Origin of the sequence: Halomonas sp. GXIMD04776 (genome assembly GCF_049808615.1) — a bacterium.
Lineage (GTDB): Bacteria > Pseudomonadota > Gammaproteobacteria > Pseudomonadales > Halomonadaceae > Modicisalibacter.
Map to the genome: position 1 here is coordinate 198,051 of NZ_JBNCAN010000002.1, position 25,742 is coordinate 223,792.

The window sequence follows — 25,742 nt, forward strand, 5'->3', positions numbered from 1 at the left end:
AAACGGCCACAGGAGACGGGGCAAATGTTCGAACTAGTAGATAACGCACCTTCAAGCAGCGCGGTCATCAAGGTGATCGGCGTTGGCGGAGGCGGCGGCAATGCCGTCAACCACATGGTCGAAAGCAACATCGAAGGCGTCGAGTTCATCTGCGCCAATACCGATGCGCAGGCGCTCAAGCGCGTTACTGCGAAGACCGTCATTCAACTCGGTTCCGAAATTACCAAAGGGCTCGGTGCCGGTGCCAGTCCTGAGGTGGGGCGCCAGGCGGCGATGGAAGATCGCGAACGTCTCGCCGAGCTCCTGCAGGGCGCCGATATGGTGTTCATCACTGCCGGTATGGGCGGTGGTACGGGCACCGGCGGCGCTCCCGTGGTCGCTCAGGTGGCCAAGGAACTGGGTATTCTCACCGTGGCCGTAGTGACGCGCCCGTTCCCCTTCGAGGGGCCCAAGCGTATGCGTGCCGCCGAAGAAGGCATGCGGGAGCTGTCCGAGCACGTCGACTCGTTGATCACCATTCCCAACGAAAAGCTGCTGGCAGTGCTTGGCAAGAGCGCAAGTCTTTTGACCGCCTTCAGCGCCGCCAACGATGTATTGCTGGGGGCCGTTCAAGGTATCGCTGAGCTGATCACCAGCCCCGGCATCATCAACGTCGACTTCGCCGACGTGCGTACGGTCATGTCTGAAATGGGCATGGCGATGATGGGCACCGGCGGGGCCGTGGGCGAGAACCGTGCTCGCGAAGCTGCCGAGAAGGCGATTCGCAGCCCGTTGCTCGAGGACATCGATCTACACGGTGCCCGTGGCATTCTGGTCAATATTACCGCCGGGCCGGATCTGTCGATCGGTGAGTTCAATGATGTCGGTGCCACGGTTCAGGAGTTCGCCTCTCAAGACGCCACCATCGTCGTCGGTACATCCATCGATATGGAAATGTCCGATGAGTTGCGTGTGACCGTCGTCGCAGCCGGCCTCGATGGGCAGAAGGAAAAACCCGCGGTACGCGAAAATATGGCGCGTCCCGAATCCAACGACTATCGCAAGCTGCAACAGCCGACGGTCATGCGTCAGCAGGCGGCAAAGGCCGAGCAGGATAATGCGGCTGCAAAAGCCCGCCAGGAAAAGCGTAAGTCTCAGGAACTGGACGATTACCTCGACATTCCGGCTTTTCTGCGTCGCCAGGCTGATTGAGTAGTGCTATTGGAGGCATAGGTAGGAGCCGGGTAATATTTTTTTGTTAAAACGCCTGTTCGCTGGTATAGTGAACGCTGTTCGACAATTCTTACTACACCCTGGCCCTTGCCCATGATCAAACAACGCACTCTCAAAAACACCATGCGCGCCACCGGAGTCGGTTTGCACTCCGGTGAAAAGGTCCGCCTGACATTACGTCCGGCACCCGTCAATACCGGTATCGTCTTCGTGCGTACCGATCTTGACCCTGTAGTGCGCATTCCGGCTCGCGCCGAAAACGTCACCGACACCACGCTCTGTACTGCCCTGTCCAGTGATGGTGTCAAGGTGGCGACGGTGGAACATCTCATGTCGGCCTTCGCGGGTCTGGGTATCGATAATGTTTTTGTCGAGCTCAATGCCCCCGAAGTGCCGATCATGGATGGCAGTGCCGGCCCCTTCGTTTTCCTCATCCAGTCTGCGGGTATCGAGGAGCAAGAAGCACCGAAGAAGTTCATTCGTATCAAGCGTGAGATCGTGGTGAATGATGACGGTAAAGAAGCCGTGTTCACTCCTCACGATGGCTTCAAGGTCTCATTCTCCATTGATTTCGATCACCCGGCCTTCGATCAGCAGAAGCAGACCGCGACCGTGGATTTTTCGACGACCTCCTTCGTCAAGGAAGTGTCCCGGGCGCGTACCTTTGGCTTTATGCGGGATATCGAATTCCTGCGCTCTCAGAATCTAGCGCTGGGGGGAAGTCTGGACAATGCGATCGTGGTCGACGATTACCGCATCCTCAATGAGGGCGGATTGCGTTACGAAGACGAGTTCGTCAAGCACAAGGTGCTCGACGCCATCGGTGATCTCTACCAGCTCGGTCATAGCTTGATTGGTGAGTTCCGTGGCGTGAAATCCGGCCATGCGCTGAATAATCAGCTATGCCGTGCCGTACTGGACAACCCCGATGCCTGGGAGATCGTCACCTTCGAGGACGCCAGGCAGAAGGCGCCGATCTCCTATTCTGCACCGGCGATGGCCATGTGAGCGGCCATGTATGAGAGGAGCGCTCTCATACGCCAGGATAGTGCCAGCAGGTTCAGGGATATCAATATTTGACGTCGGTCCTCTCCTTGAGGGCCGGCGTTTTTTTATGAAGGTGTTAGGTTGGCGGATTCCTGGGGTCATCGTTGGTTTCCGCATGAGTCGCCAATCTTTCCAGAGAGCGTTTGAGCGCCGGGTCATCGATATCTGCGGCGCAACTGGAAATCTCGTCTGCTGCCCGGGAAGAAAGCCCGCGCACCATGCGTGGAGGGGTCTTGAGTGGGCTGATGGGGCGTACCTTGAAGGTCAAGCCGGTCACGGTTTCGAATTCGGGCAATTGATGCAGCAATTGCAGCAGCCGGGACTGCTCGTAACGTAACCAGGTCATCCACACCGCACGATCGGTAATCAGAGTCAGTTTGCCCTGCCGATACCCGCCGACGAAAATATGTTCACGTACATCTTCCGGCAGATGATGACGCAGATGCTGCTGTGCCCGGTCGATGACGTGAGCCATTCGCATCAATCCGCCCAGCTCTCCGGCGTTGGACGAGTTCTCCGCCAATAGCCGGGTCATGGGCTGGGCTCGGAAACGCTTAGGCTTTATACTCATGCGCTTGCTCACGAACTCCCTGACGATATTACGGGCAATCTACCACGGCCAGGAGCCCCTCGATAGCATGACCCCCCCCGGCACCCCCGTTATTGCAACGTCGCCGTCTCCCCGCCGCCGCGTGACCGCGCGTTGGTGGTTGGCAGGATTGCTGGTGGGCTGCCTGTTGCCCGGCGCCCTGGCGCAGAACGAGAGCCTGCGTCTGGTCGAACGTCTGACACAGCATTGCCTGATTGCCTCCAGAGCCGTTCGCGCCCATTCGCGGCGGATAGCCAAGCGCATCGTCTGGCATGTGCCGCGCGCCCGTCATCGAAAGTGTCATGTTCCGACATCGTTTTTGCGTCGTCCTGTTTCCTGGCGCCCCTGTGCCGATCATGATGTCCTGAACCGCCGCGGCCCACCTGCCTGAGCCCGTTCCATGACCGTTTGTCGCTCGTCTTTTCCTTGATTCGCAGCGAGCGGCATGCCAACTCGTGACAACGTGAAGACGACTGATTCACTTCGTCCGACGCGCACCAAGAACTCAGGACATCGCATGTTAAATACCGTATTACGCAAACTGGTTGGCTCGAAGAACGACCGTGAGGTCAAGCGCATGGGTAAGTTGGTCAATGAGATCAACGCCCTCGAAGAGCAGACCCAGGCCCTTGCCGACGCCGAACTAAAGGCGCGCACCGAACATTTCCGTGAGCGCCTGCGGGCGGGCGAAAGCCTGGATAAACTGTTGCCCGAAGCCTTCGCCACGGTGCGGGAGGCCAGTCAGCGCATCATGGGAATGCGCCATTTCGACGTTCAGCTGATCGGCGGGATCACACTGCACCGTGGGCGCATCTCCGAGATGAAAACCGGTGAGGGCAAGACCCTGGTGGCCACTCTCGCGGTCTATCTCAACGCGTTGCCCGCCCAGGGTGTCCATGTGGTCACCGTCAATGATTATCTGGCCAAGCGCGACGCGGACTGGATGCGCCCGCTCTATGAGTTCCTGGGTATGAATGTCGGCGTGATCTACTCCGGCCAGACCACGCAGCAAAAGCGCGAGGCCTATGCCTGCGATATCACCTATGGCACCAACAACGAATATGGTTTCGATTACCTGCGTGACAACATGGCCTTCTCGCTGGAGGACAAGGTCCAGCGCAAACTGCATTACGCGATCGTCGACGAGGTCGACTCGATCCTCATCGACGAGGCCCGCACGCCGCTGATCATTTCCGGTCCCGTCGAGGAGAATACCGAGCTCTACAAGGTTGTCGATCGTCTGGCCACGGAACTCAAGCAGTGCGAAGACGAGGAGGACCCGGCCAGTGGCGATTTCACCCTTGACGAAAAGCAAAAGCAGGTCGAGTTGACCGAGGAAGGTCACCATCAGGTAGAAGAGCTGATGCGCCGTCAAGGGCTGCTCAGTGAAGACGACTCGCTTTACGCGGCGCAGAATCTGGGTCTTCTACACCACATGCACTCCGCCCTGCGGGCGCGTCATCTGTTCCATCGCGATGTCGATTACATCGTCAACGGTGACGAAGTCGTCATCGTCGATGAGCACACCGGGCGCAGCATGCCGGGACGTCGCTGGTCCGAAGGGCTGCATCAGGCGGTGGAAGCCAAAGAGGGCGTGACGATCCAGCGCGAGAGCCAGACCTTGGCCTCGACCACCTTCCAGAACTATTTCCGTCTGTACGAAAAGCTTGCCGGGATGACCGGAACCGCGGATACCGAAGCCTTCGAGTTTCGGCAGATCTACGGTCTCGATGTGATGGTGATCCCCACCAATAAGCCGATCGTGCGTAAGGACTTCAACGATCTGGTCTATCTGTCCGCCGAGGAGAAGTTCGAGGCGATCATTGAAGACGTCAAGACTCAACGGGATGCCGGACGCCCGATCCTGGTGGGCACGGCGTCGATCGAGACCTCCGAGTTGCTGTCGGGGCTGATGAAGCAAGGCCAGATCCCTCATAACGTGCTCAATGCCAAGCAGCACCAGAGCGAAGCCGAGATCATCGCCCAGGCGGGGCGTCCGGGTGCCATTACCATTGCGACCAACATGGCCGGGCGCGGCACCGACATCGTATTGGGCGGCAACTGGGAGGCGGAGGTTGCCAAGCTCGACAACCCGACCCAGGAGCAGATCGAGGCGGCTCGCGTGGAATGGCAGGCACGCCACGACGCGGTACTCGAGGCCGGTGGCTTGCATGTGATCGGCTCCGAACGTCATGAGTCCCGGCGCATCGACAATCAGTTGCGTGGACGTTCCGGCCGTCAAGGCGATCCCGGGTCGACGCGCTTCTTCCTCTCCTTGGAAGACAATCTGATGCGCCTGTTCGGCTCTGATCGGGTTCAGCGCCTGATGCAGGCCCTTGGGCTCGAACGTGGCGAGGCGATCGAACATAAAATGGTCTCCAATGCGGTCGAGCGTGCCCAGAAGAAAGTCGAAGGACGCAACTTCGACATTCGCAAGCAGCTGCTCGAATACGATGACGTGGCCAACGACCAGCGCCGTGTCATCTATGAGCAGCGCGACGAAATCCTGGGGGCAGAGGATGTATCCGACAACGTTGCCGGTATTCGCGATGAGATGCTCGACAGCGCGATCAGTGAATTCGTGCCGCCACAAAGTCTGCCCGAACAGTGGGATCTGGAAGGACTGCAACAGCATCTGAAGACCGAGTTCAATCTCGATGTGCCGCTGACTCAGTGGGCGCAAGAGGACGAGCACTTTCACGAGGAACTGCTGCGCGAGCGTCTGCAAACCAGTCATCGCGACATCTATGCCGCCAAGATCGAGGCCATCGGCGAGGATTTGATGCGTCGCTTCGAGAAACAGGTCATGCTTCAGGTGCTCGATACTCGCTGGAAGGAGCACTTGCAGTCCATGGATCATCTGCGTCGCGGCATTCATCTACGCGGCTATGCGCAGAAGAATCCCAAGCAGGAATACAAGCGCGAAGCCTTCGAACTGTTCCAGTCGCTGCTCGGCAATATCAAGCACGATGTGACGCGTATTTTGAGTCATGTTCAGGTGCGGCGTCAGGAGGAGGTCGACGAGCTGGAGCGTCAGCGTCGTGAGACGCTGGAGCGTGAGAAGGCCTCGGCTCAACAGACTCGAGAGGATACCGCTCGGGAAGAGGCCGCCAGCGAGGTCGACCGGGGAGCCCAAGCCTCCCAGCAGGAACCGCAGCAGACCGTACGCCGCGAAGGGCCCAAGGTGGGTCGCAACGACCCCTGTCCCTGTGGTTCCGGCAAAAAATACAAGCAGTGTCACGGCAAACTGAATTGAACACCTTGGGTTAGAGGGAGAAAGTCGATGGCGGTAGGGCAGACAAGCTTTCCCGATATGCCGATAATCGAGGGCATACGACTGGGGTCGACCAAGGCAGGCATCAAGAAACCCGATCGCCGCGATCTCGTGGTCATCGAGGTGTCTGAAGGAGCCAGCGTTGTCGGCATGTTCACACGCAATGCCTTCTGTGCGGCACCGGTTCAGGTCGCCCGGGAGCACTTGGCAGAGCAAACGCCACGCTATTTGCTGATCAATACCGGTAATGCCAACGCCGGTACCGGTGAGCAAGGTCTGCGCGACGCTCGAGCTTGTTGCATGGCGTTCACGGATCTGACCCGGGTGGCGCATACCGCGGTGCTGCCGTTTTCGACCGGAGTGATCGGTGAGCCGTTACCCCTCGAGCCTATCTGTTTCGGGCTGCCGGATGCCCTGGCGAGCCTGGACGACGACAGCCTGGCCTGGCAGCAGGCGGCACAGGGCATCCTGACCACGGATACGCGGGAGAAGGGCGCCACGACAACCTGTGAGATCGAGGGTCAGACGGTCACCCTCAACGGTATCGCCAAGGGTTCGGGCATGATCAAGCCCGACATGGCTACCATGCTGGCATTCGTCGCCACGGATGCGACGATCGAACGATCGTTGCTCGAGTCGCTGCTGCGCGAAGGCGTTGCACGTTCCTTCAATTGCATCACCGTCGACAGCGATACCTCGACCAACGATGCCTGCATGCTCATTGCAACCGGTCGTGGCGCTACGGTGGCGAATGACGAGGCGATTGGCATTTTTCGCCAGGCGCTGGACGAGGTGTTGATCGACCTTGCCCAGCAGATCATTCGTGATGGCGAAGGGGCAACCAAGTTCGTTACCCTCGAAGTGAGCCAGGCGAACTCGCGTCAGGAAGCCCTGGACGTTGCCTTCACCGTGGCTCATTCACCGCTGGTCAAGACTGCGCTCTATGCCTCGGATGCCAACTGGGGGCGTATCCTGGCGGCGGTCGGGCGTGCGCCGGTGAACGACTTCGATGTCGATCGGATCACCATCGATCTCGACGACGTGCGGATTGTCGAGCAGGGCGGACGCGCCGCCGGTTATACCGAAGAGGCGGGTAGCGCCATCATGGCCCGGGAAGAGATCGTCATTCGCATCGCGCTGGGGCGCGGCGATGCCACAGCGACGGTATGGACCTCGGATCTTTCCCACGACTATGTGACGATCAATGCAGATTACCGAAGCTGAAGCCAGTCAGACGAGGACAGTGAGCAACATGATCAAGCGCAGGGTACATGTCGCGGCCGCCGCCATTTTTAGCGACGATGGCCGGGAAGTACTGTTGGCACGCCGGCCCTCCATCGTCGATCAGGGCGGTTTATGGGAGTTTCCCGGGGGTAAGCTTGCACCTTTCGAGACGGGGCTCGAGGCGCTCAAGCGTGAGTTGCACGAGGAACTTGGCATCACCATCAAGCGAGCCCAGCCCTTGATTCGTGTGCCTCACGAATACCCCGACAAGCACGTATTGCTTGATGTGTGGCAGGTGCATACCTTCGAGGGCGAGCCCTACGGTCGTGAAGGGCAAGCGGTGCGCTGGGTACGATTAGAAGATCTCTACAGCTATGCGTTCCCGGCAGCCAACCTGCCCATACTACGGGCGGTCATGCTGACGCCGGAGTACCTGATCACCGCCGAGGAAGACGACGAAGCGGTCTTTCATTCGCGTCTTGAGCGGGCGCTCAAGGAAGACGGGGCCCGCTTGGTGCAACTGCGCGCCAAGACACTGGATGAGCCGGCCTACCTCAAACGCGCTGAGGCGAGCCTGGCGCTGTGCCGGGAGTACGCTGCCCGGCTACTGCTCAATGGTGATCCGGAGTTGCTGGACAAGGTCGACGCGGATGGTGTGCACCTGACCAGCGAGCGTCTGATGAGCCTGGAGCGCCGTCCCATCGCCCAAGGCAAGTGGTTATGTGCCTCGACCCATGATCGTCTGCAACTCGAACAGGCCAATCGCATTGGCTGCGATTTCGTTACGCTGTCGCCGCTGCGGACCACTCCGACACACCCGGAAGCCGCACCACTGGGTTGGCACGACTTCCAGCAACTCGTCGAATACGCCGGCATGCCGGTCTATGCGCTCGGTGGCATGAGTCGCGAGGACGCCAATCGAGCGCGGGCGGTGGGAGCGCAGGGGATTGCGTCGATTCGGTGTTTCTGGAAATAGCACCGATCTCAAACCGTCAATGCACAAAGGCCATGCAATCGCATGGCCTTTGTGCATTCTGGGAACCGAATCACTGCTGCCCACCGCGTTCCAATCGGTCGATCAAGACATCCAGATCGGCTTCATCCATGGCGGGTTCACCGGCGATGCGGTGGGATTCATCCGCCCAGGCGCCCAGGTCGAGCAACCGGCAGCGCTTGGAGCAGAAAGGTCGATAGGGGTTGTTCGTCGTCCAGACTACCTTGGCGCGGCACTCGGGGCAGGCGACTTGCAGGGGTGGTTGCGTGGCATCGTCGTGCTTGTCGTCGAGAGTCATGAGCCTCTACCGTCGGGTGTGGATGTTGCCAGATCGCGATAGCGCACATCGAGCTGTGCTACCTGTCGAACCAGGGCGGCATGATCGTTTTGATTATCGATGACCTCATCCGCCTTTGCCAGTCGCTCATCGCGGGGCATCTGAGCACGAAGGATCGCTCGGACCTGGGCCTCGTCACTCTCATCTCGCGCCATGGTACGCGCGATCTGCACGCTTTCCGGCACGTCGACGACCAGACAACGATCGACCAATTCGTGCTGCCCCGACTCGAACAATAGGGGAGAGACCAGCAGATGGTAAGGGGAGCCGCTGGCACGCATGGCGTCGAGATACTCGAGCAGACGCTGACGAACGCGGGGATGGGTGACGGATTCCAGCCAGCGCCGCTCGGCTTCATCGGCAAAGACAATGGCACGCAGGGCGCGACGATTCAGCATACCCTTGGCATCGAGCACTTCGGGGCCGAAATGCTCAGCGATCTCCGCCAAGGCCGGCTCGCCGGGCATCACGATCTCCCGCGCGACATCGTCCGCATCCACCCAGGGAATGCCGTGAGCCTCGAATGCTCGGGCCACGGAGCTCTTGCCCGAGGCGATACCACCGGTGACGCCAACGGTCAGAGGGTGTTGATCATTGTTGCTCATCGGTTGGCGACGCTCCACCCTGATCAAGGGATTGAATTACCTCACTGACTTGAACCTCTAGCATGGGCAAACCCCTCCCAATGGTTTTCCAGACCACATCCAGGTCAATTTTAAAGTACCCGTGTGCCAAGGCATTACGTGCACCATAAGCGGCTTTAAGGGGGAACTCGGGGTTTGCGTAGAAAACTCAGGAAAGTGGCGCTGGATATTTCCCGCGGCTTCACCGATGAGCTCCAGATTGCGAATGACTGCATCCTGCTTCTCTTCGTTGACGAGGAACGCGGTGTGGTTGATCTCTACGAGATATCGTCGAATACGTTCGATAGCCTGCTGGATGTGTCCCAGGTAGTCTCTCAAAGCAAGTTCGTCCCGCTTGCTCATACTCTCCGCGCCTCATTCAGCACGTCCTTTTTCCACCTGTCCGGCAGCGACCCAGGGGGCAGTACATCTACCTCCACGCCAAGAAGTTCCATCAACTCGGCGCGCATGGCACCAATGTCAAAAAGAGAAGTGTCCTCGGTAATGTCGATGAGAATATCCAGATCGCTATCATCCGTGTCCTGTCCGTGAAGGACAGAGCCGAAGATGCGTGGATTCTTGGCATGATGCCGCTCGACAATCCGCCGGATGGCCTCTCGGTGCTGTTGGTATGCAATGGATGGCTTCATACGGATACCCGAATTTCGTCGCCTCAAGAGAAGTAGCGCATTGTCAGCCAAGCAGAGCGGCTTGGTACAACCCCATCAGATACCCGCCAAAGAGTAGCGTGATCCACCCGGCCATGGCCAGAAATGGACCGAAGGGAAGTGCTTGACCGCGCAATCGCGGAATCGCCACCTGCACGATGATACCTATCACCGCGCCCACCCCTGCGGAAAGAATCAGTAGCAGCGGCAGCATTTCCCATCCCGTCCAGGCGCCCAGTGCGGCCAAGAGTTTGAAATCCCCATAACCCATGCCTTCCTTGCCGGTGGCCAGCTTGAACAGCCAGTAGAAACACCACAGCACCAGATAGCCCGCAATCGCCCCGAGCACAGCGCTCTCCAATAGCCAGGGCTGGAACAGGAGCTGATAGAGCAGACCCAGCCACAATAGTGGCAGAGTCAGAATATCCGGCAGCAACTGAGTGCGCAGGTCGATCAATGCCAGGGTCAGCAGCAGCAGGCAGGCGGCGCCGAGCATCAGACTCGCCCCATTCAAGCCATCGATGATCACCACCGCCAGCATCAGTGCACCACTGGCCAATTCGATCAACGGGTATTGAAGGCTGATGGACTGACGGCAATAGGCGCAGTGCCCACGGCGCTTGAGATAGCCCAGCAGGGGAATATTGTCATGCCAGGCGATGGGTGTTGCGCAATTGGGGCAATGCGAACGGGGGGTGGTCAGGGTGATTCTGGGCAGCTCGGGATTGTCGATTTCCTCGGGGAGCGCCAGCGCCTCCCGGGCCTCGGCACGCCATTGCATCATCAGCATGCCCGGCAGTCGCGCCACCACCACATTGATGAAAGACCCGATCACCAGGCCGAGCGTGGCCGCCAGGGGCCACGCAATGATAGAAGGAAGGTCGCTGTACAAAATAACCTCTTAAATTGCGTTGCCCATTTCGAAGATCGGCAGATACATGGATACCACCAATCCACCCACCATCGTTCCCAACACCACGATGATAAAGGGCTCGAGCAACGAGGTCAGGGCATCGACCTTGTTATCGACGACCTCCTCATAAAAATCCGCCACCTTGTTGAGCATCGCATCCAGCGAGCCGGCTTCTTCACCGATGCTGACCATCTGGGTCGCCAGTACAGGAAACAGATTGGTACTGCGCATGGCAAAATTGAGCCGCTGACCGTTGGAAACATCCTCTTGGATCTGACGGATAGCGCGCTCGTACACCTTGCTGTCGACGGCGCCGGAAGCAGTATCCAGCGCTTCGACCAAGGGGACGCCGGCATTGAAGGTGGTCGCCAGAGTACGTGCAAAGCGCGCCACCGAGGATTTGTCGATGATATCGCCGAGAACCGGCAAACGTAGCATCAGTTGATGCATCTTGTAGGCAAACGCCTCGGAGCGCTGCATGGCCTGACGCATGCCCAGCACGAACAGCACTACCGCGCCCAGGGCGAAATACCAGTAGCTCTGAGCTGCCTCGGACAGCGAGATGGTCATGCGCGTCATCGCCGGCAGTTCGGCACCGAACCCGGAGAACAGCGTTTCGAACTGCGGTACCACCTTGATCAGCAGCAGGGCGGTGACACCGATGCCCACCCCGATCACCGCTACCGGGTAGTACATGGCCTTGCGCACTCGGGCCTTGAGGGATTCGATCTTCTCCTTGTAGGAGGCCACCCGTTCCAGCATACGATCCAGCGCGCCGGCCTGTTCACCGGCCTGAACCATATTGGTGAACAGTCGATCGAAATGGCGTGGATGCTTGCGCAGCGCTTCGGAAAAACTGGCGCCCGCAGCTACATCCTCGGCAAGACGCTGGACCAGGTTGCGCATCGCCGGGTTGCTCAAGCTCTCCGCCACCACGTTGAATGCCTGCAAAACCGGTACGCCGGCGCGAATCATGGTGGCCATCTGGCGCGCGAACAGCATCACGTCGCGAGGTTTGACGCGCCCCTTGCCGCCAAACAGGCTGCTCTTGCGCCGCACGTTCTTGATCAAGATGCCTTGTTTGGCGAGCTCCTGCTCCACCTCGCCTTTCTGGGCCGCGACCTGCTCCCCCTTGATCGATTTGCCTTGATTGTTCTTGCCGGTCCATTGCCAGCGATGAAGCTTGGGTTGTTCGTGTGGTTTGTAGCGCCGTGGCGCGCGTACGGTAGTAGCCATGATGATTTCCCTGTGTATGCGTATTTTTTTGTGTCGTTCTGGGTCGTGTAAAATCGCCCGAACATACATTTCTTTCATTACTGCTTAATCTTTCGTGACGCGGTTTATCTCCTCCAGACTGGTCGCGCCGTCCAACACCTTGAGTAGACCGCTTCGTCGCAGATCTGGATGGCCTTCCGCCCGGGCCTTGGCGTCGAGCTGCAATGAATTGCCTTGTTGCATGATCAATTGGCTCATCGCCTCACTGATCGGCACGACTTCGTAGATACCTACACGCCCTTTATAGCCTAGCGTACATTTATCGCACCCGACGGCCTGATAAATGGTTCCCTGGTCGATTTCTTCCTGGGTGCATCCTTCCTTGATCAGTACCTCGGCGGGTATGGACGCCGGCGTCTTGCATTCAGGGCAAAGCTTGCGCGCCAATCGCTGGGCGATGATCAGCGACACGGAGCTGGCGATGTTGAACGGCGCCACCCCCATGTTCTGCAATCGCGTCAGGGTCTCGGCGGCGGAGTTGGTGTGCAGGGTCGAAAGCACCAGGTGACCGGTCTGGGACGCCTTGACCGCAATTTCCGCGGTTTCCAGATCCCGGATCTCGCCCACCATGACCACATCCGGATCCTGACGCAGAAAGGCACGCAGGGCGCTGGCGAAATCCAGCCCGATCTTGGGCAGCACGTTGACCTGATTGACCCCGGCCACCTTGATCTCGACCGGATCTTCGGCGGTGGAAATATTGCGTTCCTCGGTATTCAGAATGTTCAAGCCGGTATATAGGCTTACGGTCTTGCCGCTACCGGTGGGGCCGGTGACCAGGATCATGCCTTGCGGTTGGGCCAAGGCACGTTCGTACATCGCCTTCTGCTCCGGGGTGAAGCCGAGCGCATCGATGCCCAGTCGGGCTGAGGCGGGGTCGAGAATACGCAGCACGATCTTCTCGCCATAGACCGTGGGTAGCGTGTTGACGCGGAAATCGATCGAACGGTTCTTGGCCAGTTTGAGCTTGATGGCACCATCCTGAGGCAAACGCCGTTCGGAAATATCCAGGCGCGCCATGACCTTGAGTCGTGCCGCAATACGAGTGCGCATGGTGAAAGGAGGGCGGACCACCTCATGCAGCACACCGTCGATGCGAAAGCGTACGCGGAAACTACTTTCATAGGACTCGACATGGATATCCGAGGCCCCCCGCTTGATCGCATCGAGCAGGATGCGATTGACGAACTTGACCACCGGCGCATCGTCTTCCGAGGCCGTAATGGCCGTATCGTCCTGGTCAGCGCCGTCGTCGTAATCCAGGTCATCGATGGCCTCGTCTCCGGCCAAGGCGTCCAGCACTGTGCCGGCATCGTTTTGCGCCAGGTAGTGTTCCAGAGTGGGGACGAGTTGATCGACACAAGCCAGCACTGCCTCGACATTCAACCCGATCGCGAACTGCAATTCGTCCAGCTGTGCAAGCGTTGAAGGGAAGGGCACCGCCACGGTCAGCCGGTGCTGGGTAAGCCGCAACGGCATGATGCGATGCTGGCGCAAGATCTTTTCCGGCATCTCCTTGGCCGGGGGCAGCGTGTCCCGGCTCAACGCTGCTAGATCGATCAACGGCAGCCCATATTCCCAGGCGGCGGCCGTGGTCGCGCTGCGTGGATCGAGTTTCGCATGCTCAATGAGGTATTCGAGCAGGCATGCATCATGTTCCGCGGATTCCTGCTCCGCTTTCTGGGCAGCCTCCTCGTCGAGCAGCCCTTCCATCACCAGCCGCCGCGACAACCCCTGCAGTCCTGTTTCCATTTGCGCCGCGGGTGCATTTGAAGCAGCAGGCAGGTTGGACGCCGAAGAGGGGTGGCGATCGGTAGCGGGTGAATGAGGCGAGGGTGGAAAAGCGGACATGGCACAGGGCTCTTGTTGGTGATGCATGTGTTCGTGACCGGTAATAGCAATGCAGCGATAGTGACGTCGAAAGTTCGGTGCGCTGCGCACCGGTTTGATGAAGGCGAATAGACGAACGCGGCGTTTTGTCAGTACTAGGGTCTATCGGCATTCCGGTGTCATGACCTTAGCGTTTTGAAACGACTGTTTTGTCAAGGAATGTAACAAGTGAAGAGGTGGGAGAGATGGCGGGAGGCACGTGCTATGAAAAGGGCCGTGAAAAAATCTTAAAGCTTAGAAAAGCGTCGCCGATAACAGGAGTGTGAACCCGCTGGGTTCGATCAATCGAAGAGCGCTGGTACGCCAGCAATAAAAGCAAGGGGAAGCGCAGACGTTTGTTCGGCGTTTTCCTCAAGTGTCGACACGGGGAATGAATATGAGCAAGACAATGAACAAGCAAGGCGGCTTTACGCTGATCGAACTGATGATCGTGGTCGCGATCATTGGCGTGCTGGCGGCGATCGCCATTCCGCAGTATCAGAATTATGTTGCTAAGTCGCAAGTTAGCCGAGTTATGTCTGAGACTGGGCAGCTTCGTACCTCAGTTGAAACCTGTATTCTGGAAGGCAGACTTGCGGCAACCGATTGTGATACCGGGGCGACCGCATCAAACCTGCTAGATGGTAATGCAGTGGCAATCACTTTTCCTTTAACAGCACAAGCAACAATAGTAGGAAATTTTGGTACTAATGCATCCGCCGCTATTGCGAGTAATCAGTTAACTTGGACGCGCTCTACAGATGGTTCTTGGTCATGTACCACGGATGTTGATTCTAAGTTCAGGCCTACTGGTTGTGCAGCAGCAGGTGGTGGTGCAGGTGGTGCAGGTGGTGCAGGTGGTGCAGGCTCATAAAAGAATTGAATAGATAACTTTAATTCTTCCCAGGCTGGCAAGGCCAGCCTGGGCTTTTCTTTTAAAAAACCAAACAGCACCTTAAACCACCCTCTATTCACCTTGCCCCCATCTTTATCTATCAGCTACCGTGAATATGATGCTTGACATCGAGCACGTATAAAGAAAATGAATTAAACGTAGAGGTACGCACATGGCCATTTTTTCCATCAACTACGACCTTCGTCTCCCTAAGGAGTACGCGGAATTCTACGATGCCCTGGAGGCCTATCCGCATATTCACGCGATGGATTCCTGCTGGCTGATCGAGGCTGACGCAGAAGCAGGTGAAATACGCGACGCGCTGATGCCGTACCTAGCGGGTGGTGATGCGCTGTTCGTCAATCGCGTCAGTGACGACTGGGCGGGGGCAGGAACACAGTGCGGCCAGTGGCTGGATCAGCGCGCCAAGCAGTATGCTTGATCATTGAAAGCGACCTTGTGGGGGCTCGCTTCAGCGAGCGATCTGATCTGGTCCATTGCCGTGATCTGGTCACCTTTGTCGCCGATCGCCTAGGCCACGATAGCCGTTACGCCATCGAGAGGTAGCAGTTACTTACTGTAATCCTTTAATGCGGATAATTTGGCATGATCCTCTATAGGGTATAAAATCATTCTAATCCGCTATAGAGGGTAGAAATGAAGATTACATCGCCGGACACGTTGGCGCAGTCGTTGAAAGAAGCCCGCAAGCACTGCGGGCTGACCCAGCAGGTTGCCGCCGAACAGGCGGGGATCAAGCAGGCGACGGTCTCTGGGTTCGAGAATTATCCAGAGAAAAGCCGTATCGAGACGCTCTTCAAGCTATTGGCTGCCCTCGACCTAGAACTGTATGTGGTCGAGCGAGATCAGGCCCATCACGACCAGGGCTGGGATCAGGAGTGGTAGCCGATGGCTAGCTTGAAGGTGGCGCTCAATGGCATCGAGGTTGGAGGACTTAGCCTTGAGCCTTCCGGCGCCATAATGTTCCGCTATCTTCCCGAGTGGGTGAATCGCCCCGGCGCGCGGGCAATCTCGCTGTCGTTGCCGCTTACGACATCAAATTATCGAGGGGAGGTCGTCTACAACTTCTTCGACAACCTCTTGCCTGATTCGGAGGCGGTTCGCGCCAGGATGCAGGCGAAGTTTCAGGTAGCAACTCGTCACCCCTTTGACCTTCTGGCCGCCATCGGCCGTGATTGTGTTGGCGCCATACAGCTATACCCGGAAGGAGGGACGATACCCGATGTGAATCGGGTAACCGCAAAACCGATGGATGACGATGCCATCGAGAGGCTGCTAAGGGGTTACCAGGATTTGCCACTTGGTATGAGCCGAGACAGTGATTTCAGAATCTCCTTGGCGGGTGCCCAGGAAAAGATGGCCTTGCTTTGGTATCGGGAAGGCTGGCATCGACCTCTATCAGCCACGCCAACCAGCCATATTTTCAAGCTGCCGATCGGCTTTCTAAGCCACAGCAACATCGATCTTCGCGAAAGCGGTGAAAACGAATGGCTGTGCCTGAAGATACTCCAGGCGTTTGGTCTTCCGGTTGCGCAAGCAGAGTTAGCCTGGTTTGGGAAACAGACAGTGTTGGTGGTGAAAAGATTCGACCGGCGCTGGTCTCGAGATGGTAGCTGGCTGATGCGCCTCCCTCAGGAAGATTTCTGCCAGGCGCTAGGAATTGCGCCAGCGCTAAAGTATGAAAGCGATGGTGGGCCAGGTATCAAGGCGGGCATGAACCTGCTGGTCGGATCTCAGCAGGCGCTGCAGGACCGAGATGCCTTCTTCAAGGCGCAGGTCATGTTCTGGTTACTGGCGGCTATTGATGGGCATGCCAAGAATTTCAGCCTATTCATTGAGCCTGGGTCGGCTTATAGGATGACTCCGCTCTATGACATCATCTCGGCCTACCCCCTCATGGCCAAGGGGAGCCTGCCCTCGGCAAGAGCCAAGATGGCGATGTCGCTCAAGGGGAAGAATCGCCACTATCGTTGGTCCCGTATCCAGCCCCGTCACTTCATCAGCACGGCTCAGGACATCGGGTTTTCTCGACAGCGAGCGATCGCCATCATCCAAGAAATACTCGACCAAGCCGACACGGCAATGCGCCAGGTGGAATCTCGCCTACCAGCTAGTTTCCCGGAAGCTGTCAGCGGTTCGATTATTGATGGGGTGGACCAACAGCTGAAGAGGTTGGGGGGGTGGATGGAGAGTGTTGCTTGTGGCTCAACGCCTTGAGGATATTAGCGCTATCCAACCCACCCCCATAGCGCCTCTCAATAAAGCGCCTGCTCCTCGGTCACCACTTCCTTCAAAACATCCAGATACAACTTGTCCGCCTCGGAGTGCTCGCTCGGGTCTTCCGGGATGTGCGTGCTGGTGGTATCTGAAATCTCATTGGCGATCCTTGCCAACAACTCCTGCTCACTGACATAGCCGTTCTCGCCCCGCTCGCGGTAGGCACGTCGTGCGATCTCAAGCGACTGTTCGAGAATCTGTGGGTCCTGCAGCAGCTTCTTGATGAAGTGCCGCAGTTCGTTGATCACACGCACTTTCTGCATTTCGGAACTGGCCATGGTGGGTCTCTCCCGCGGCTGGATGATCTGTCATGACGATAGCATGCCAGGGTCTTGGTCGTCAGTCGCCGTTCTACTGCGACAATCTGACGCAGCAGGGTATCGATGCGCCCGAAATCAAAAAACTACTGCTTTCAGTTCACTTCAATGACACAAATAGTGCGAAAAAGCATTCTTGTTTCGCCTCTCATGTCGCGTAGAATTTGATAATACTTTTTACTCCATAAAAATAGTGATCTGCCTAGTTAAAGCAGAAAACGCTAATGCTTTGCATGCTCCCTTACCTGACAACTCAAGCAACGCCTCAGACGTTGCCCGCGCTGGCCGGCCCGGCGCAAACGAGGAACTGAATTGATGCGGGTGTTTCCTTTCTCTACAAGCCGTCCCTGGTGCGATATCGCACGTCCCAAGCCATTTCTGTCTAGATTCGTCTTCTCTCTTGTCATCGTGTCTCCATTTATCATGCAAGCGCATGCCCAGGCCCAAGCTCACTCGGGTGTGGATACCCTTAAGGGTGCCGTGCAACGGGCGGTCACGGAAAACCCGGAGGTACGCGCCAGCTGGAACGATTTCCAAGCGGCCATGGACCAAGTGGACGTGGCCCGGGGCGGGTATTATCCCAGCGTCGATATCAGCGCCGGTGTCGGGCGTGAATATCGCGACAACGACGGTCGCGGCAGCTATAGCTCGAATTTCAGCGAGATCACCCTGACCCAGATGCTATGGGATGGTTTCGATACCGCCAGCGAGGTCAAGCGGCTCGATCGCGCCAAGCTGGCCAGCTACTACGAGCTGATGCGCACCAGTAACGAGGTCGCGCTGAACGTTGCGCGGGCTTATCAGGATGTGCGGCGCTATCGCGAACTGGTGCGCCTGGCCAAGGACAACTATGCCAAGCACCTCAGGGTATACGATCAGATCGAGCAGCGAGTCACCTCCGGCGCTGGACGTCGCGTCGATCTCGAGCAGATCAGTGGCCGCCTGGCACTGGCGGAATCGAACCTCTTGACCGAGGCCTCCAATCTTCATGACGTCAGTGCGCGCTTTCAGCGCCTGGTGGGCACGCTCCCGCCGGATGCGCTGGCGCCGATGCCGGATCTCGATGAGCGCCTGCCGCCGTCGGTAAGTGCGGCGGTGCAGGCTGCCTTCGAAGGGAATCCTGGCTTTCATGCGGCAATCGAAAATATCGAGGCCTCCCGCGCCGAGGCTCGGGGCACCCGCTCCGGGTTTCATCCGCAGATCGATTTCCGCGCCCGCACCGGCACCAACAACGAAGACGGGATCAATGGGCGCTACGACGAAGGTGCGGTCGAGATCGTCGCGAGCATGAATCTCTATCGTGGTGGTTCCGATCTGGCTTCCTATCGACGCGCTGGCGACCTGGTCAATCGTGCCAAGGATCTGCGCGACAAGGAATGCGTCGATCTGCGCCAGACCACCACCATCGCCTATAACGATGCCCGGCGTATCACCGAGCAGCTCAACTATCTCAACCAGCATCGCTTGTCGATCGATCGGGTGCGGGGCGCCTATCAACAACAGTTCGATATTGGCCAGCGCAGCCTGCTCGATGTGCTCGATTCCGAGAACGAATATTTTCAGGCCAGCCGTGCCTACATCAATGCCGGCTACGATCTGGAATTGGCCCGTGCTCGTACCCTGGCGGCCATGGGGGAGTTGTTGCCGACATTGGACGTTTCGCGTCGCGGCGTTCCCTCCCTTGCCGAGCTGGGTAGCGATGGCGTCGCAATCGACGCCGAGTCGATCTGTCCGATGCAGGCGCCTTCGAGCTACAGCCTGGAAGCGTTGACCTCGGACCTGAGAACCTCGAATAAACCTCGGCCAGCCTCCAAATGGCCCTCTGGTGTCAGCGACCAACGCGTTGGTGACTAGAGGGTTGGTGGAAGGACTCCTGGTAACCAGAGGTTTGGTAGATAGGGTCTTATTGGATAGGGGCGGCATATGACTAGCCAGTTCACACTGGACGCCAGCCCGGTACAGGGTGGCGACTTGCTCGAATGCCTGCGGGTGATCGCGAGAGTTCATGATCGAGAAATGACACGGGAGGCGGCGCTGGCCGGTTTGCCGCTGGAAAAAGGTGAGCTGACACCGAGCATATTCCCACGTGCCGCTGCACGCGCGGGGCTGACGGCGCGTCAGACTCGTTGCTCTCTCGCGCGGCTCAATCCGCAGCTGTTCCCCGTCATTCTGTTATTAGAGCCCGGGCGTGCCTGCGTGCTGCTTAGTCTCGATGTGGCGCAAGGCCAGGCGCGGGTCGCCTATCCGGAGCTTGGCGAGGCGGCGGTCGAGCTGCCCCTGGATGAATTGCAGTCGCGCTACAGCGGTCGCGCCATCTATGCACGCCCGCGCTTTCGTTATGATGCGCGGAGCCCGGAAATCGCACAGCCGAGACAGCGCCACTGGTTCTGGGGCGTCATTCTCGAGAACCGTCGACTCTACCGTGACGTGCTGATCGCCTCGATCGTGATCAATCTGTTCGCCATCGCCATGCCGCTGTTCGTGATGAACGTCTATGACCGGGTGGTGCCGAACCAGGCCACGGAAACGCTATGGGCACTCTCGATAGGTATCTTCCTGGTGCTGTGTTTCGATCTGGCACTGCGCCTGACCCGCAATGCGTTCGTCGATCTGGCCGCCAGCCGCGCCGATGTCAAACTCTCCTCACGTTTGATGCAGCGCGTGCTGGGCATGCGTATGGAGGCACGGCCCGCGTCTACCGGTTCTTTCGCTTCCACCCTGCAGTCCTTCGAGTCGGTGCGCGGGTTCATTGGCTCGGCGACGGTGGTGAGTCTGGTGGATTTACCCTTTGTGCTGCTGTTCGCCGCGATCATCGCGATCATCTCGCCATATCTCGTGATTCCGATCGTGGTCGGCATCGTTGTCGTCTTGCTCTACGCTCTGGCGGCTCAGAGCAAGATGCACGAGCTTTCCGAAACCACCTGGCGGGTCGGGGCGCAACGCAACGCAACCCTGGTCGAGAGCCTCGCCAATCTAGAAGCCGTCAAGACGCTGCGGGGCGAAGGCCGGATTCAGGGCGTGTGGGAAAAGACTACGGCATTTCTGTCGCGCACCTCGGCGCAGATGCGGCTGCTCGGTACCTCGGTGGGGAGCGTCGCCCAGTGGACTCAGCAGACCGTGGCGGTGGCCATCATCGTCATCGGTGTTTACCTGATCATTGAAGGCGATCTGAGCCAGGGCGGGTTGATCGCTGCTTACCTGCTGTCTTCCCGCGCCATGGCGCCGGTCAGTCAGGCGGCGGCCTTGATGGCCCAGTATCACAATGCGTCCACGGCGTTGTCCTCGCTCAATGAGGTGATGAAGAAACCGGAGGAGCGCACGGAAGGGCGTCAATACGTCAGCCGCGCACAAGTGAGTGGTCATCTCGAGTTGCGCGGGGTGACGCTGCGTTATCCGAACGAGGAACGGGACGCACTGCGTGATGTGTCGCTGAAGATTCGCGCCGGCGAGAAGGTGGCAGTACTGGGCCGCATGGGGTCCGGCAAATCGACACTCAACAAGCTGCTGCAAGGGCTTTATCAACCCACTGCGGGGGCGGTGATGGTCGATGGTGTCGATATTCGCCAGCTCGATCCCATCGAGCTGCGCCGGCATATCGGCTACGTGCCTCAGGATGTCAGCCTGTTCTATGGCTCGCTACGCGACAACATCGTGGCTGCCGGCGGTAGCGACGGTATCGATGACGACGCCCTGCTACGTGCCATACGTATCGGGGGCATCGAGTCCATGGTCAGCGCTCATCCACAAGGGGTTGAGTTGCCCGTGGGTGAGCGCGGCGAATTACTCTCCGGCGGGCAACGCCAGAGCGTAGCGATTGCCCGGGCGTTGGTGAACGACCCGCAAATCCTGCTGCTCGATGAGCCCACCAGTGCCATGGATCATGCCGGCGAAGAAGCCTTCAAGCGCAAGTTGGCGGTTTACGCAAAATCCAAGACATTGATCGTCATGACCCATCGTAGCGCCTTGTTGACACTGATGGATCGCATCGTGGTGATGGATGGCGGCAGAGTCGTCGCCGACGGGCCCAGGGATGAGATCATCGAAGCGCTACGCAGTGGCAAGATCGGGAGGGCCAGTCAATGAGCGTCTCCCTGGTTCCCGATAGCAAAAAATCCACCGACGAGAAGAAGAGCGCCGAACAGCGCGGTTTCGAATCCTTGGGTCGTGTATCCCAAAGCGGCGGCAAGGCGTTTCGTCCATTGATCGACCGGCTATTCGCGCGCTGGGTGTCGTCGGCACATCTCGAGCGCGACTGGGCCAGCGATGCGGACTGGGCGCGCATGCAGCAGGATCCGATGCGTGCCCGGGGGTTGCTCTATCTGGTGGTGATCGCCCTGGCGGGGCTGATCGCCTGGGCCGCCCTTGCGGAGGTGGACGAAGTGACCAAGGGGACCGGACGGGTGATTCCCTCCTCGAAGCTCAAGGTCATTCAGTCCTTCGATGGTGGCGTGGTCGAGGAACTGGCCGTCGAGGAAGGGCAGATGGTCGAAAAAGGTCAACTGCTGATGCGAATCGATCCCACTCGCTTCGTGTCCTCGTTTCGTGAAGGCATAGCCAAGTCCCTGGCGTTGCAAGCCAAGGCGGAGCGGTTGCGGGCGCTTTCCAACGATCAGCCCTTCGTGCCGACGCCGGAGTTGCTTGAACAAGCACCGACCCTGGCCGCTCAGGAACGCAGGCTGTACGAGACCAGCCTGCAGGCGCTACAGGAAGCTCAATCGATCGCCCGAGAACAGCTGAATCAGCGCCGTGAGGAACTCAAGGAAGCGGAAGCGCGCTTCAACCAGGCTTCTCGGGCGCTGAATCTGGCTTCGCGAGAGCTGAGCCTGACGCGACCACTGCTCAAGTCCGGGGCGGTGTCCGAGGTGGAGGTATTGCGTCTGGAGCGGGAGGTATCCAACGCCCGTGGCGAACGTAACCAAGCCAGTGCTCAAGTGGCCAGACTCAAGGCGGCAATCGAGGAGGCCCAGGGCAAGGTACGCGAGGTGACGCTGGAAATGCAGAACAAGTGGCGTGCCGAGCTTTCCGAAACGCTGGGGCAACTGGCGGCGCTGGATGAGAGCAACGTTGGCCTGGAGAACAAGGTCTCCATGGCCGAGATTCGCTCCCCGGTGGCGGGTACCGTGCAGCGCTTGAATGTCACAACCCTGGGTGGTGTCGTGCAACCTGGTCAGGACGTGGTGGAAATCGTACCCAGCGACGATCAATTGTTGGTCGAGGCACGCATTGCGCCACAGGACATCGCCTTTCTACGCCCCGGACAGCCGGCTTTCGTCAAGTTTACCGCCTATGACTTCGCAATCTATGGCGGCATGCAGGCAACCCTTGAACACATCAGCGCCGACACCATCACCGACGACGAGGGTAATACCTTTTATCTGGTGCGGGTGCGCACCGAGGACACGGCGTTGGGCGAAGACTTGACGATTATCCCGGGAATGACCGCGCAGGTAGATATTCGTACTGGCAAGCGCACGATACTCGATTACCTGCTCAAACCTATTTTACGCATCAAGGGCAACGCGTTGACCGAACGGTGACGCAGCCGAGACTTATATAAAAACGCCAGTGGCTGATTCGACATCACTGGCATAACGATTCAATCCGCTCGCAGGGAGCTGATTCATGGCTACTTCTATCGCAACCGTACTCGCTATAACCGGCCAGGCCTGGGCCCGGGATACTCAGGGTAATCTGCGTGTCCTGAAGCCCGGTGAAGTATTGCTTGAAGGTGAAGAGGTACTGACCTCCGATAATGGAAGGGCCCAACTCGAACTCGCCAACGCGAAACCGATCATGGTCGGTCCTAATGACAGCGCCTTCATGCTGGCGGACATGAGTACCGATGGGGCGAGAGAAGCCATCGAATCGAATGACAACATCGAAGCGCTACTATCGGCGCTGGAGCAAGGCGAGGAAGACCTGCTCGAGGTGTTGCCGGCCCCGACCGCCGGTTTTGGGCCAGGTGGCATACGAAGTGGCCACTCATTCGTTCGTCTTGAGCGCATCAACCAGGATCTAGAGTCGTTGAGCCTCGATACGTCAGCTGCGCAGTTGGAGCCGCTTGAACCGCCCCGCGGGCGTGCAGGCAACGGTTTCGACGATCAAACGATCGCTGATGATCTTGCCCTGGCCAACGACACGCAAGTCGGCGTTAATGATTCAGAGGGCAGTGATTCTTCCGGCGGGACGGTTGCCGGCAATAGTGCGCCGCGCGCGGTAAGTGACGCAATGATCGGTCAAGAGGACTCCCGGCTCACCGGTAATGTGCTGACCAACGATAGCGACGTCGATGCTGATAGCAATCTGTCGGTTAACGAGTTCATCGTCGACGGCACCGCCTACCAAGCCGGCGACACTGCTGAACTCGACGGCATCGGCTCGCTCAGTATCGCTGGCGATGGCAGCTACACCTTCACGCCGCTCGAGAACTGGAACGGCCAGGTGCCGGAGGTGAGCTACACCGTGACCGATGGGGAGCTGTCTGACAGCGCAACGCTCGATTTGACGGTCGTTCCAACCAATGACGCCCCCATCGCTCAAGTCGATAGCGCTACCGGGGATGAAGACACCACTATCACTGGCAATGTGTTGACTAACGACAGCGACTTGGATAATGAGTCGCTCAACGTCAGCAACTTCCAGATCAATGGCAATAACTATGAAGCCGGTCAGACCGCCCAGCTCGACGGTATCGGCTCGTTCAGCATCGCCAGCGACGGCAGCTACACCTTCACGCCCGATGCAAACTGGAACGGTCAGGTCCCGGCGGTGAGCTACACCGTCACCGATGGGGAACTGACGGATACTGCTGAATTACAGCTGACCGTATCAGCAGTGAATGATGCGCCGGTGGCCGAGGATGACGCTGCGACTGGATCAGAAGATGCTGCGCTGACTGGCAATGTGCTGGCCAACGACAGTGACATCGAAGGCGATACACTCGCGGTCAGCAGTTTCACTATCGATGACACAATCTACCAAGCCGGCGAGACCGCCGAGCTTAACGGCATCGGATCGCTAACCGTTGGTAGCGATGGCAGCTACACCTTCACGCCGATCGAGAATTGGAATGGCCAGGTCCCGCCGGTGAGCTATACCGTCACCGACGGTGAGCTGACGGATACTGCCAAGCTCAATCTGGCCGTGTTAGCGGTCAACGATGCGCCGGTGGCCGAGGATGACGCTGCGACTGGATCAGAAGATACCCAACTCACCGGCAACGTACTGGCCAACGACAATGACGTCGATGCTGATAGCAATCTGTCGGTTAACGAGTTCATCGTCGACGGCACCGCCTACCAAGCCGGCGAGACCGCCCAGCTCGACGGTATCGGCTCGCTCAGCATTGGCAGCAACGGTAGCTACACTTTCACGCCGGTCGAGAATTGGAATGACCAGGTGCCGGCGGTGAGTTACACCGTCACCGATGGTGAACTGACAGATACCGCAGAGCTCAATCTGGCCGTATCCGCGGTGAATGACGCGCCAATCGCCGAAGGCGATAGCGTTACTGGTGACGAAGACACTGTGGTCACTGGCAACGTGCTGGCCAACGATCGCGATGTTGACGCTGATAGCAATTTGTCGGTTAACGAGTTCACCGTCGACAGCACCGCCTACCAAGCCGGCGAGACCGCCCAGCTCGACGGTATCGGCTCGCTCAGCATTGGCAGCAACGGTAGCTACACTTTCACGCCGATCGAGAATTGGAATGGCCAGGTCCCGCCGGTCAGCTATACCGTGACCGACGGCGAACTGACGGATACTGCCAAGCTCAATCTGGCCGTGTTAGCGGTCAACGATGCGCCGGTGGCCGAGGATGACGCTGCGACTGGATCAGAAGATACCCAACTCACCGGCAACGTACTGGCCAACGACAATGACGTCGACGCTGATAGCAATCTGTCCATCAGCGGCTTCACCGTCAATGGCGCGACGTATCAGTCAGGCGAAATCGCCCAGCTCGATGGTGTCGGCTCGCTCAGCATCGCCAGCGACGGTAGCTATACCTTCACGCCGATCGAGAATTGGAATGGCCAGGTCCCAGCGGTGAGTTATACCGTGACCGACGGCGAACTGACGGATACCGCCAAGCTCAATCTGGCCGTGTTAGCGGTCAACGATGCGCCGGTGGCCGAGGATGACGCTGCGACTGGATCAGAAGATACCCAACTCACCGGCAACGTACTGGCCAACGACAATGACGT

Annotated in this window: 22 protein-coding genes and 1 pseudogene; 14 read left to right on the forward strand and 9 right to left on the reverse strand. The window is 58.5% G+C overall.

Features of this window, described 5'->3' with window-relative positions:
* Window positions 1–24 precede the first annotated feature (24 nt).
* Both ftsZ and lpxC read left to right on the forward strand, forming a co-directional pair.
* Window positions 25–1,191, forward strand: a complete 1,167-nt coding sequence (gene ftsZ / locus ACPF7Z_RS02270; RefSeq protein ID WP_425191531.1) for a cell division protein FtsZ — start codon at window positions 25–27, stop codon at window positions 1,189–1,191.
* Window positions 1,192–1,305: 114 nt separating this feature from the next.
* The gene (gene lpxC, locus ACPF7Z_RS02275) at window positions 1,306–2,220 is read left to right on the forward strand and encodes a UDP-3-O-acyl-N-acetylglucosamine deacetylase (protein ID WP_425191532.1); all 915 of its coding nucleotides are present in this window, start codon (window positions 1,306–1,308) and stop codon (window positions 2,218–2,220) included.
* A gap of 115 nt (window positions 2,221–2,335) precedes the next feature.
* On the opposite strand, the gene ACPF7Z_RS02280 is transcribed toward lpxC, so the two are convergent.
* Window positions 2,336–2,830 carry a DUF721 domain-containing protein gene (locus ACPF7Z_RS02280; RefSeq protein ID WP_425191533.1) on the reverse strand — a complete coding sequence of 165 codons (495 nt, stop codon included), beginning with the start codon at window positions 2,828–2,830 and terminating at the stop codon, window positions 2,336–2,338.
* Here ACPF7Z_RS02280 and ACPF7Z_RS02285 point away from each other — a divergent pair.
* From ACPF7Z_RS02285 to ACPF7Z_RS02300, 4 genes are all read left to right on the forward strand, one after another.
* The gene (locus ACPF7Z_RS02285) at window positions 2,829–3,239 is read left to right on the forward strand and encodes a hypothetical protein (RefSeq protein ID WP_425191534.1); all 411 of its coding nucleotides are present in this window, start codon (window positions 2,829–2,831) and stop codon (window positions 3,237–3,239) included. The two genes, ACPF7Z_RS02280 and ACPF7Z_RS02285, sit on opposite strands and share 2 nt — an antisense overlap.
* A gap of 126 nt (window positions 3,240–3,365) precedes the next feature.
* Complete coding sequence (gene secA, locus ACPF7Z_RS02290) at window positions 3,366–6,104, forward strand: preprotein translocase subunit SecA (RefSeq protein ID WP_425191535.1); 2,739 nt, start codon at window positions 3,366–3,368, stop codon at window positions 6,102–6,104.
* 27 nt (window positions 6,105–6,131) lie between these two features.
* Window positions 6,132–7,346, forward strand: a complete 1,215-nt coding sequence (argJ, locus tag ACPF7Z_RS02295) for a bifunctional glutamate N-acetyltransferase/amino-acid acetyltransferase ArgJ (protein ID WP_425191536.1) — start codon at window positions 6,132–6,134, stop codon at window positions 7,344–7,346.
* Between the two features lie 28 nt (window positions 7,347–7,374).
* The gene (locus ACPF7Z_RS02300; protein ID WP_425191537.1) at window positions 7,375–8,322 is read left to right on the forward strand and encodes a Nudix family hydrolase; all 948 of its coding nucleotides are present in this window, start codon (window positions 7,375–7,377) and stop codon (window positions 8,320–8,322) included.
* A 70-nt stretch (window positions 8,323–8,392) separates the two neighbouring features.
* On the opposite strand, the gene yacG is transcribed toward ACPF7Z_RS02300, so the two are convergent.
* From yacG to pilB, 7 genes and pseudogenes are all read right to left on the reverse strand, one after another.
* Complete coding sequence (gene yacG / locus ACPF7Z_RS02305; protein WP_425191538.1) at window positions 8,393–8,638, reverse strand: DNA gyrase inhibitor YacG; 246 nt, start codon at window positions 8,636–8,638, stop codon at window positions 8,393–8,395.
* On the reverse strand, window positions 8,635–9,282 hold the full coding sequence (gene coaE / locus ACPF7Z_RS02310; protein ID WP_425191539.1) for a dephospho-CoA kinase: 648 nt from the start codon (window positions 9,280–9,282) through the stop codon (window positions 8,635–8,637). The genes yacG and coaE overlap by 4 nt, the downstream gene beginning before the upstream one ends.
* Window positions 9,269–9,663, reverse strand: a pseudogene (locus ACPF7Z_RS02315) (DUF86 domain-containing protein). The gene coaE and the pseudogene ACPF7Z_RS02315 overlap by 14 nt, the downstream one beginning before the upstream one ends.
* The gene (locus ACPF7Z_RS02320; RefSeq protein WP_425191540.1) at window positions 9,660–9,950 is read right to left on the reverse strand and encodes a nucleotidyltransferase family protein; all 291 of its coding nucleotides are present in this window, start codon (window positions 9,948–9,950) and stop codon (window positions 9,660–9,662) included. Before ACPF7Z_RS02320 ends, ACPF7Z_RS02315 begins: the two are co-directional and overlap by 4 nt.
* Window positions 9,951–9,993: 43 nt before the next feature.
* Window positions 9,994–10,860, reverse strand: a complete 867-nt coding sequence (locus tag ACPF7Z_RS02325) for a prepilin peptidase (RefSeq protein WP_425191541.1) — start codon at window positions 10,858–10,860, stop codon at window positions 9,994–9,996.
* Between the two features lie 9 nt (window positions 10,861–10,869).
* Window positions 10,870–12,117, reverse strand: coding sequence for a type II secretion system F family protein (locus tag ACPF7Z_RS02330; RefSeq protein ID WP_425191542.1), 1,248 nt, complete (start codon window positions 12,115–12,117; stop codon window positions 10,870–10,872).
* 84 nt (window positions 12,118–12,201) lie between these two features.
* Window positions 12,202–13,908, reverse strand: coding sequence for a type IV-A pilus assembly ATPase PilB (pilB, locus tag ACPF7Z_RS02335; protein WP_425191559.1), 1,707 nt, complete (start codon window positions 13,906–13,908; stop codon window positions 12,202–12,204).
* Between the two features lie 514 nt (window positions 13,909–14,422).
* Between pilB and ACPF7Z_RS02340 the strand changes: the two genes are divergently transcribed.
* The 4 genes from ACPF7Z_RS02340 to ACPF7Z_RS02355 all read left to right on the forward strand — a co-directional run bounded on the left by ACPF7Z_RS02340 (window position 14,423) and on the right by ACPF7Z_RS02355 (window position 17,158).
* Complete coding sequence (locus ACPF7Z_RS02340; protein WP_425191543.1) at window positions 14,423–14,899, forward strand: pilin; 477 nt, start codon at window positions 14,423–14,425, stop codon at window positions 14,897–14,899.
* 193 nt (window positions 14,900–15,092) lie between these two features.
* Entirely contained in the window at window positions 15,093–15,362 is a 270-nt protein-coding gene (locus ACPF7Z_RS02345; RefSeq protein ID WP_425191544.1) for a hypothetical protein, read from the forward strand.
* A 215-nt stretch (window positions 15,363–15,577) separates the two neighbouring features.
* Window positions 15,578–15,826: a helix-turn-helix domain-containing protein gene (locus ACPF7Z_RS02350; protein WP_425191545.1), complete on the forward strand. Its 249-nt coding sequence runs from the start codon at window positions 15,578–15,580 to the stop codon at window positions 15,824–15,826.
* Between the two features lie 3 nt (window positions 15,827–15,829).
* On the forward strand, window positions 15,830–17,158 hold the full coding sequence (locus tag ACPF7Z_RS02355; protein ID WP_425191546.1) for a type II toxin-antitoxin system HipA family toxin: 1,329 nt from the start codon (window positions 15,830–15,832) through the stop codon (window positions 17,156–17,158).
* Between the two features lie 38 nt (window positions 17,159–17,196).
* On the opposite strand, the gene ACPF7Z_RS02360 is transcribed toward ACPF7Z_RS02355, so the two are convergent.
* Window positions 17,197–17,496: a hypothetical protein gene (locus tag ACPF7Z_RS02360; RefSeq protein ID WP_425191547.1), complete on the reverse strand. Its 300-nt coding sequence runs from the start codon at window positions 17,494–17,496 to the stop codon at window positions 17,197–17,199.
* Between the two features lie 462 nt (window positions 17,497–17,958).
* On the opposite strand from ACPF7Z_RS02360, the gene ACPF7Z_RS02365 reads away from it, so the two are divergent.
* The 4 genes from ACPF7Z_RS02365 to ACPF7Z_RS02380 all read left to right on the forward strand — a co-directional run.
* On the forward strand, window positions 17,959–19,389 hold the full coding sequence (locus ACPF7Z_RS02365; RefSeq protein ID WP_425191548.1) for a TolC family outer membrane protein: 1,431 nt from the start codon (window positions 17,959–17,961) through the stop codon (window positions 19,387–19,389).
* A gap of 69 nt (window positions 19,390–19,458) precedes the next feature.
* Window positions 19,459–21,618 carry a type I secretion system permease/ATPase gene (locus tag ACPF7Z_RS02370; protein WP_425191549.1) on the forward strand — a complete coding sequence of 720 codons (2,160 nt, stop codon included), beginning with the start codon at window positions 19,459–19,461 and terminating at the stop codon, window positions 21,616–21,618.
* The gene (locus tag ACPF7Z_RS02375; RefSeq protein ID WP_425191550.1) at window positions 21,615–23,072 is read left to right on the forward strand and encodes an HlyD family type I secretion periplasmic adaptor subunit; all 1,458 of its coding nucleotides are present in this window, start codon (window positions 21,615–21,617) and stop codon (window positions 23,070–23,072) included. Before ACPF7Z_RS02370 ends, ACPF7Z_RS02375 begins: the two co-directional genes overlap by 4 nt.
* A gap of 85 nt (window positions 23,073–23,157) precedes the next feature.
* Window positions 23,158–25,742: retention module-containing protein (locus ACPF7Z_RS02380; RefSeq protein ID WP_425191551.1), on the forward strand; the 2,585-nt coding region annotated here is incomplete at its 3' end.

What these genes read in the sequence shown, in the direction of transcription:
- ACPF7Z_RS02355 (WP_425191546.1), top strand. Translation starts at nt 15,830, where the DNA reads ATGGCTAGCTTGAAGGTGGCGCTCAATGGCATCGAGGTTGGAGGACTT.
- ACPF7Z_RS02370 (WP_425191549.1), top strand. Translation starts at nt 19,459, where the DNA reads ATGACTAGCCAGTTCACACTGGACGCCAGCCCGGTACAGGGTGGCGAC.
- pilB (WP_425191559.1), bottom strand. Translation starts at nt 13,908, where the DNA reads ATGGAAACAGGACTGCAGGGGTTGTCGCGGCGGCTGGTGATGGAAGGG.
- secA (WP_425191535.1), top strand. Translation starts at nt 3,366, where the DNA reads ATGTTAAATACCGTATTACGCAAACTGGTTGGCTCGAAGAACGACCGT.
- coaE (WP_425191539.1), bottom strand. Translation starts at nt 9,282, where the DNA reads ATGAGCAACAATGATCAACACCCTCTGACCGTTGGCGTCACCGGTGGT.
- ACPF7Z_RS02340 (WP_425191543.1), top strand. Translation starts at nt 14,423, where the DNA reads ATGAGCAAGACAATGAACAAGCAAGGCGGCTTTACGCTGATCGAACTG.
- ACPF7Z_RS02300 (WP_425191537.1), top strand. Translation starts at nt 7,375, where the DNA reads ATGATCAAGCGCAGGGTACATGTCGCGGCCGCCGCCATTTTTAGCGAC.
- ACPF7Z_RS02360 (WP_425191547.1), bottom strand. Translation starts at nt 17,496, where the DNA reads ATGGCCAGTTCCGAAATGCAGAAAGTGCGTGTGATCAACGAACTGCGG.
- ACPF7Z_RS02375 (WP_425191550.1), top strand. Translation starts at nt 21,615, where the DNA reads ATGAGCGTCTCCCTGGTTCCCGATAGCAAAAAATCCACCGACGAGAAG.
- ACPF7Z_RS02350 (WP_425191545.1), top strand. Translation starts at nt 15,578, where the DNA reads ATGAAGATTACATCGCCGGACACGTTGGCGCAGTCGTTGAAAGAAGCC.
- lpxC (WP_425191532.1), top strand. Translation starts at nt 1,306, where the DNA reads ATGATCAAACAACGCACTCTCAAAAACACCATGCGCGCCACCGGAGTC.
- ACPF7Z_RS02320 (WP_425191540.1), bottom strand. Translation starts at nt 9,950, where the DNA reads ATGAAGCCATCCATTGCATACCAACAGCACCGAGAGGCCATCCGGCGG.
- ACPF7Z_RS02365 (WP_425191548.1), top strand. Translation starts at nt 17,959, where the DNA reads ATGCAAGCGCATGCCCAGGCCCAAGCTCACTCGGGTGTGGATACCCTT.
- argJ (WP_425191536.1), top strand. Translation starts at nt 6,132, where the DNA reads ATGGCGGTAGGGCAGACAAGCTTTCCCGATATGCCGATAATCGAGGGC.
- ACPF7Z_RS02280 (WP_425191533.1), bottom strand. Translation starts at nt 2,830, where the DNA reads ATGAGTATAAAGCCTAAGCGTTTCCGAGCCCAGCCCATGACCCGGCTA.
- ACPF7Z_RS02345 (WP_425191544.1), top strand. Translation starts at nt 15,093, where the DNA reads ATGGCCATTTTTTCCATCAACTACGACCTTCGTCTCCCTAAGGAGTAC.
- ftsZ (WP_425191531.1), top strand. Translation starts at nt 25, where the DNA reads ATGTTCGAACTAGTAGATAACGCACCTTCAAGCAGCGCGGTCATCAAG.
- yacG (WP_425191538.1), bottom strand. Translation starts at nt 8,638, where the DNA reads ATGACTCTCGACGACAAGCACGACGATGCCACGCAACCACCCCTGCAA.
- ACPF7Z_RS02285 (WP_425191534.1), top strand. Translation starts at nt 2,829, where the DNA reads ATGCGCTTGCTCACGAACTCCCTGACGATATTACGGGCAATCTACCAC.
- ACPF7Z_RS02330 (WP_425191542.1), bottom strand. Translation starts at nt 12,117, where the DNA reads ATGGCTACTACCGTACGCGCGCCACGGCGCTACAAACCACACGAACAA.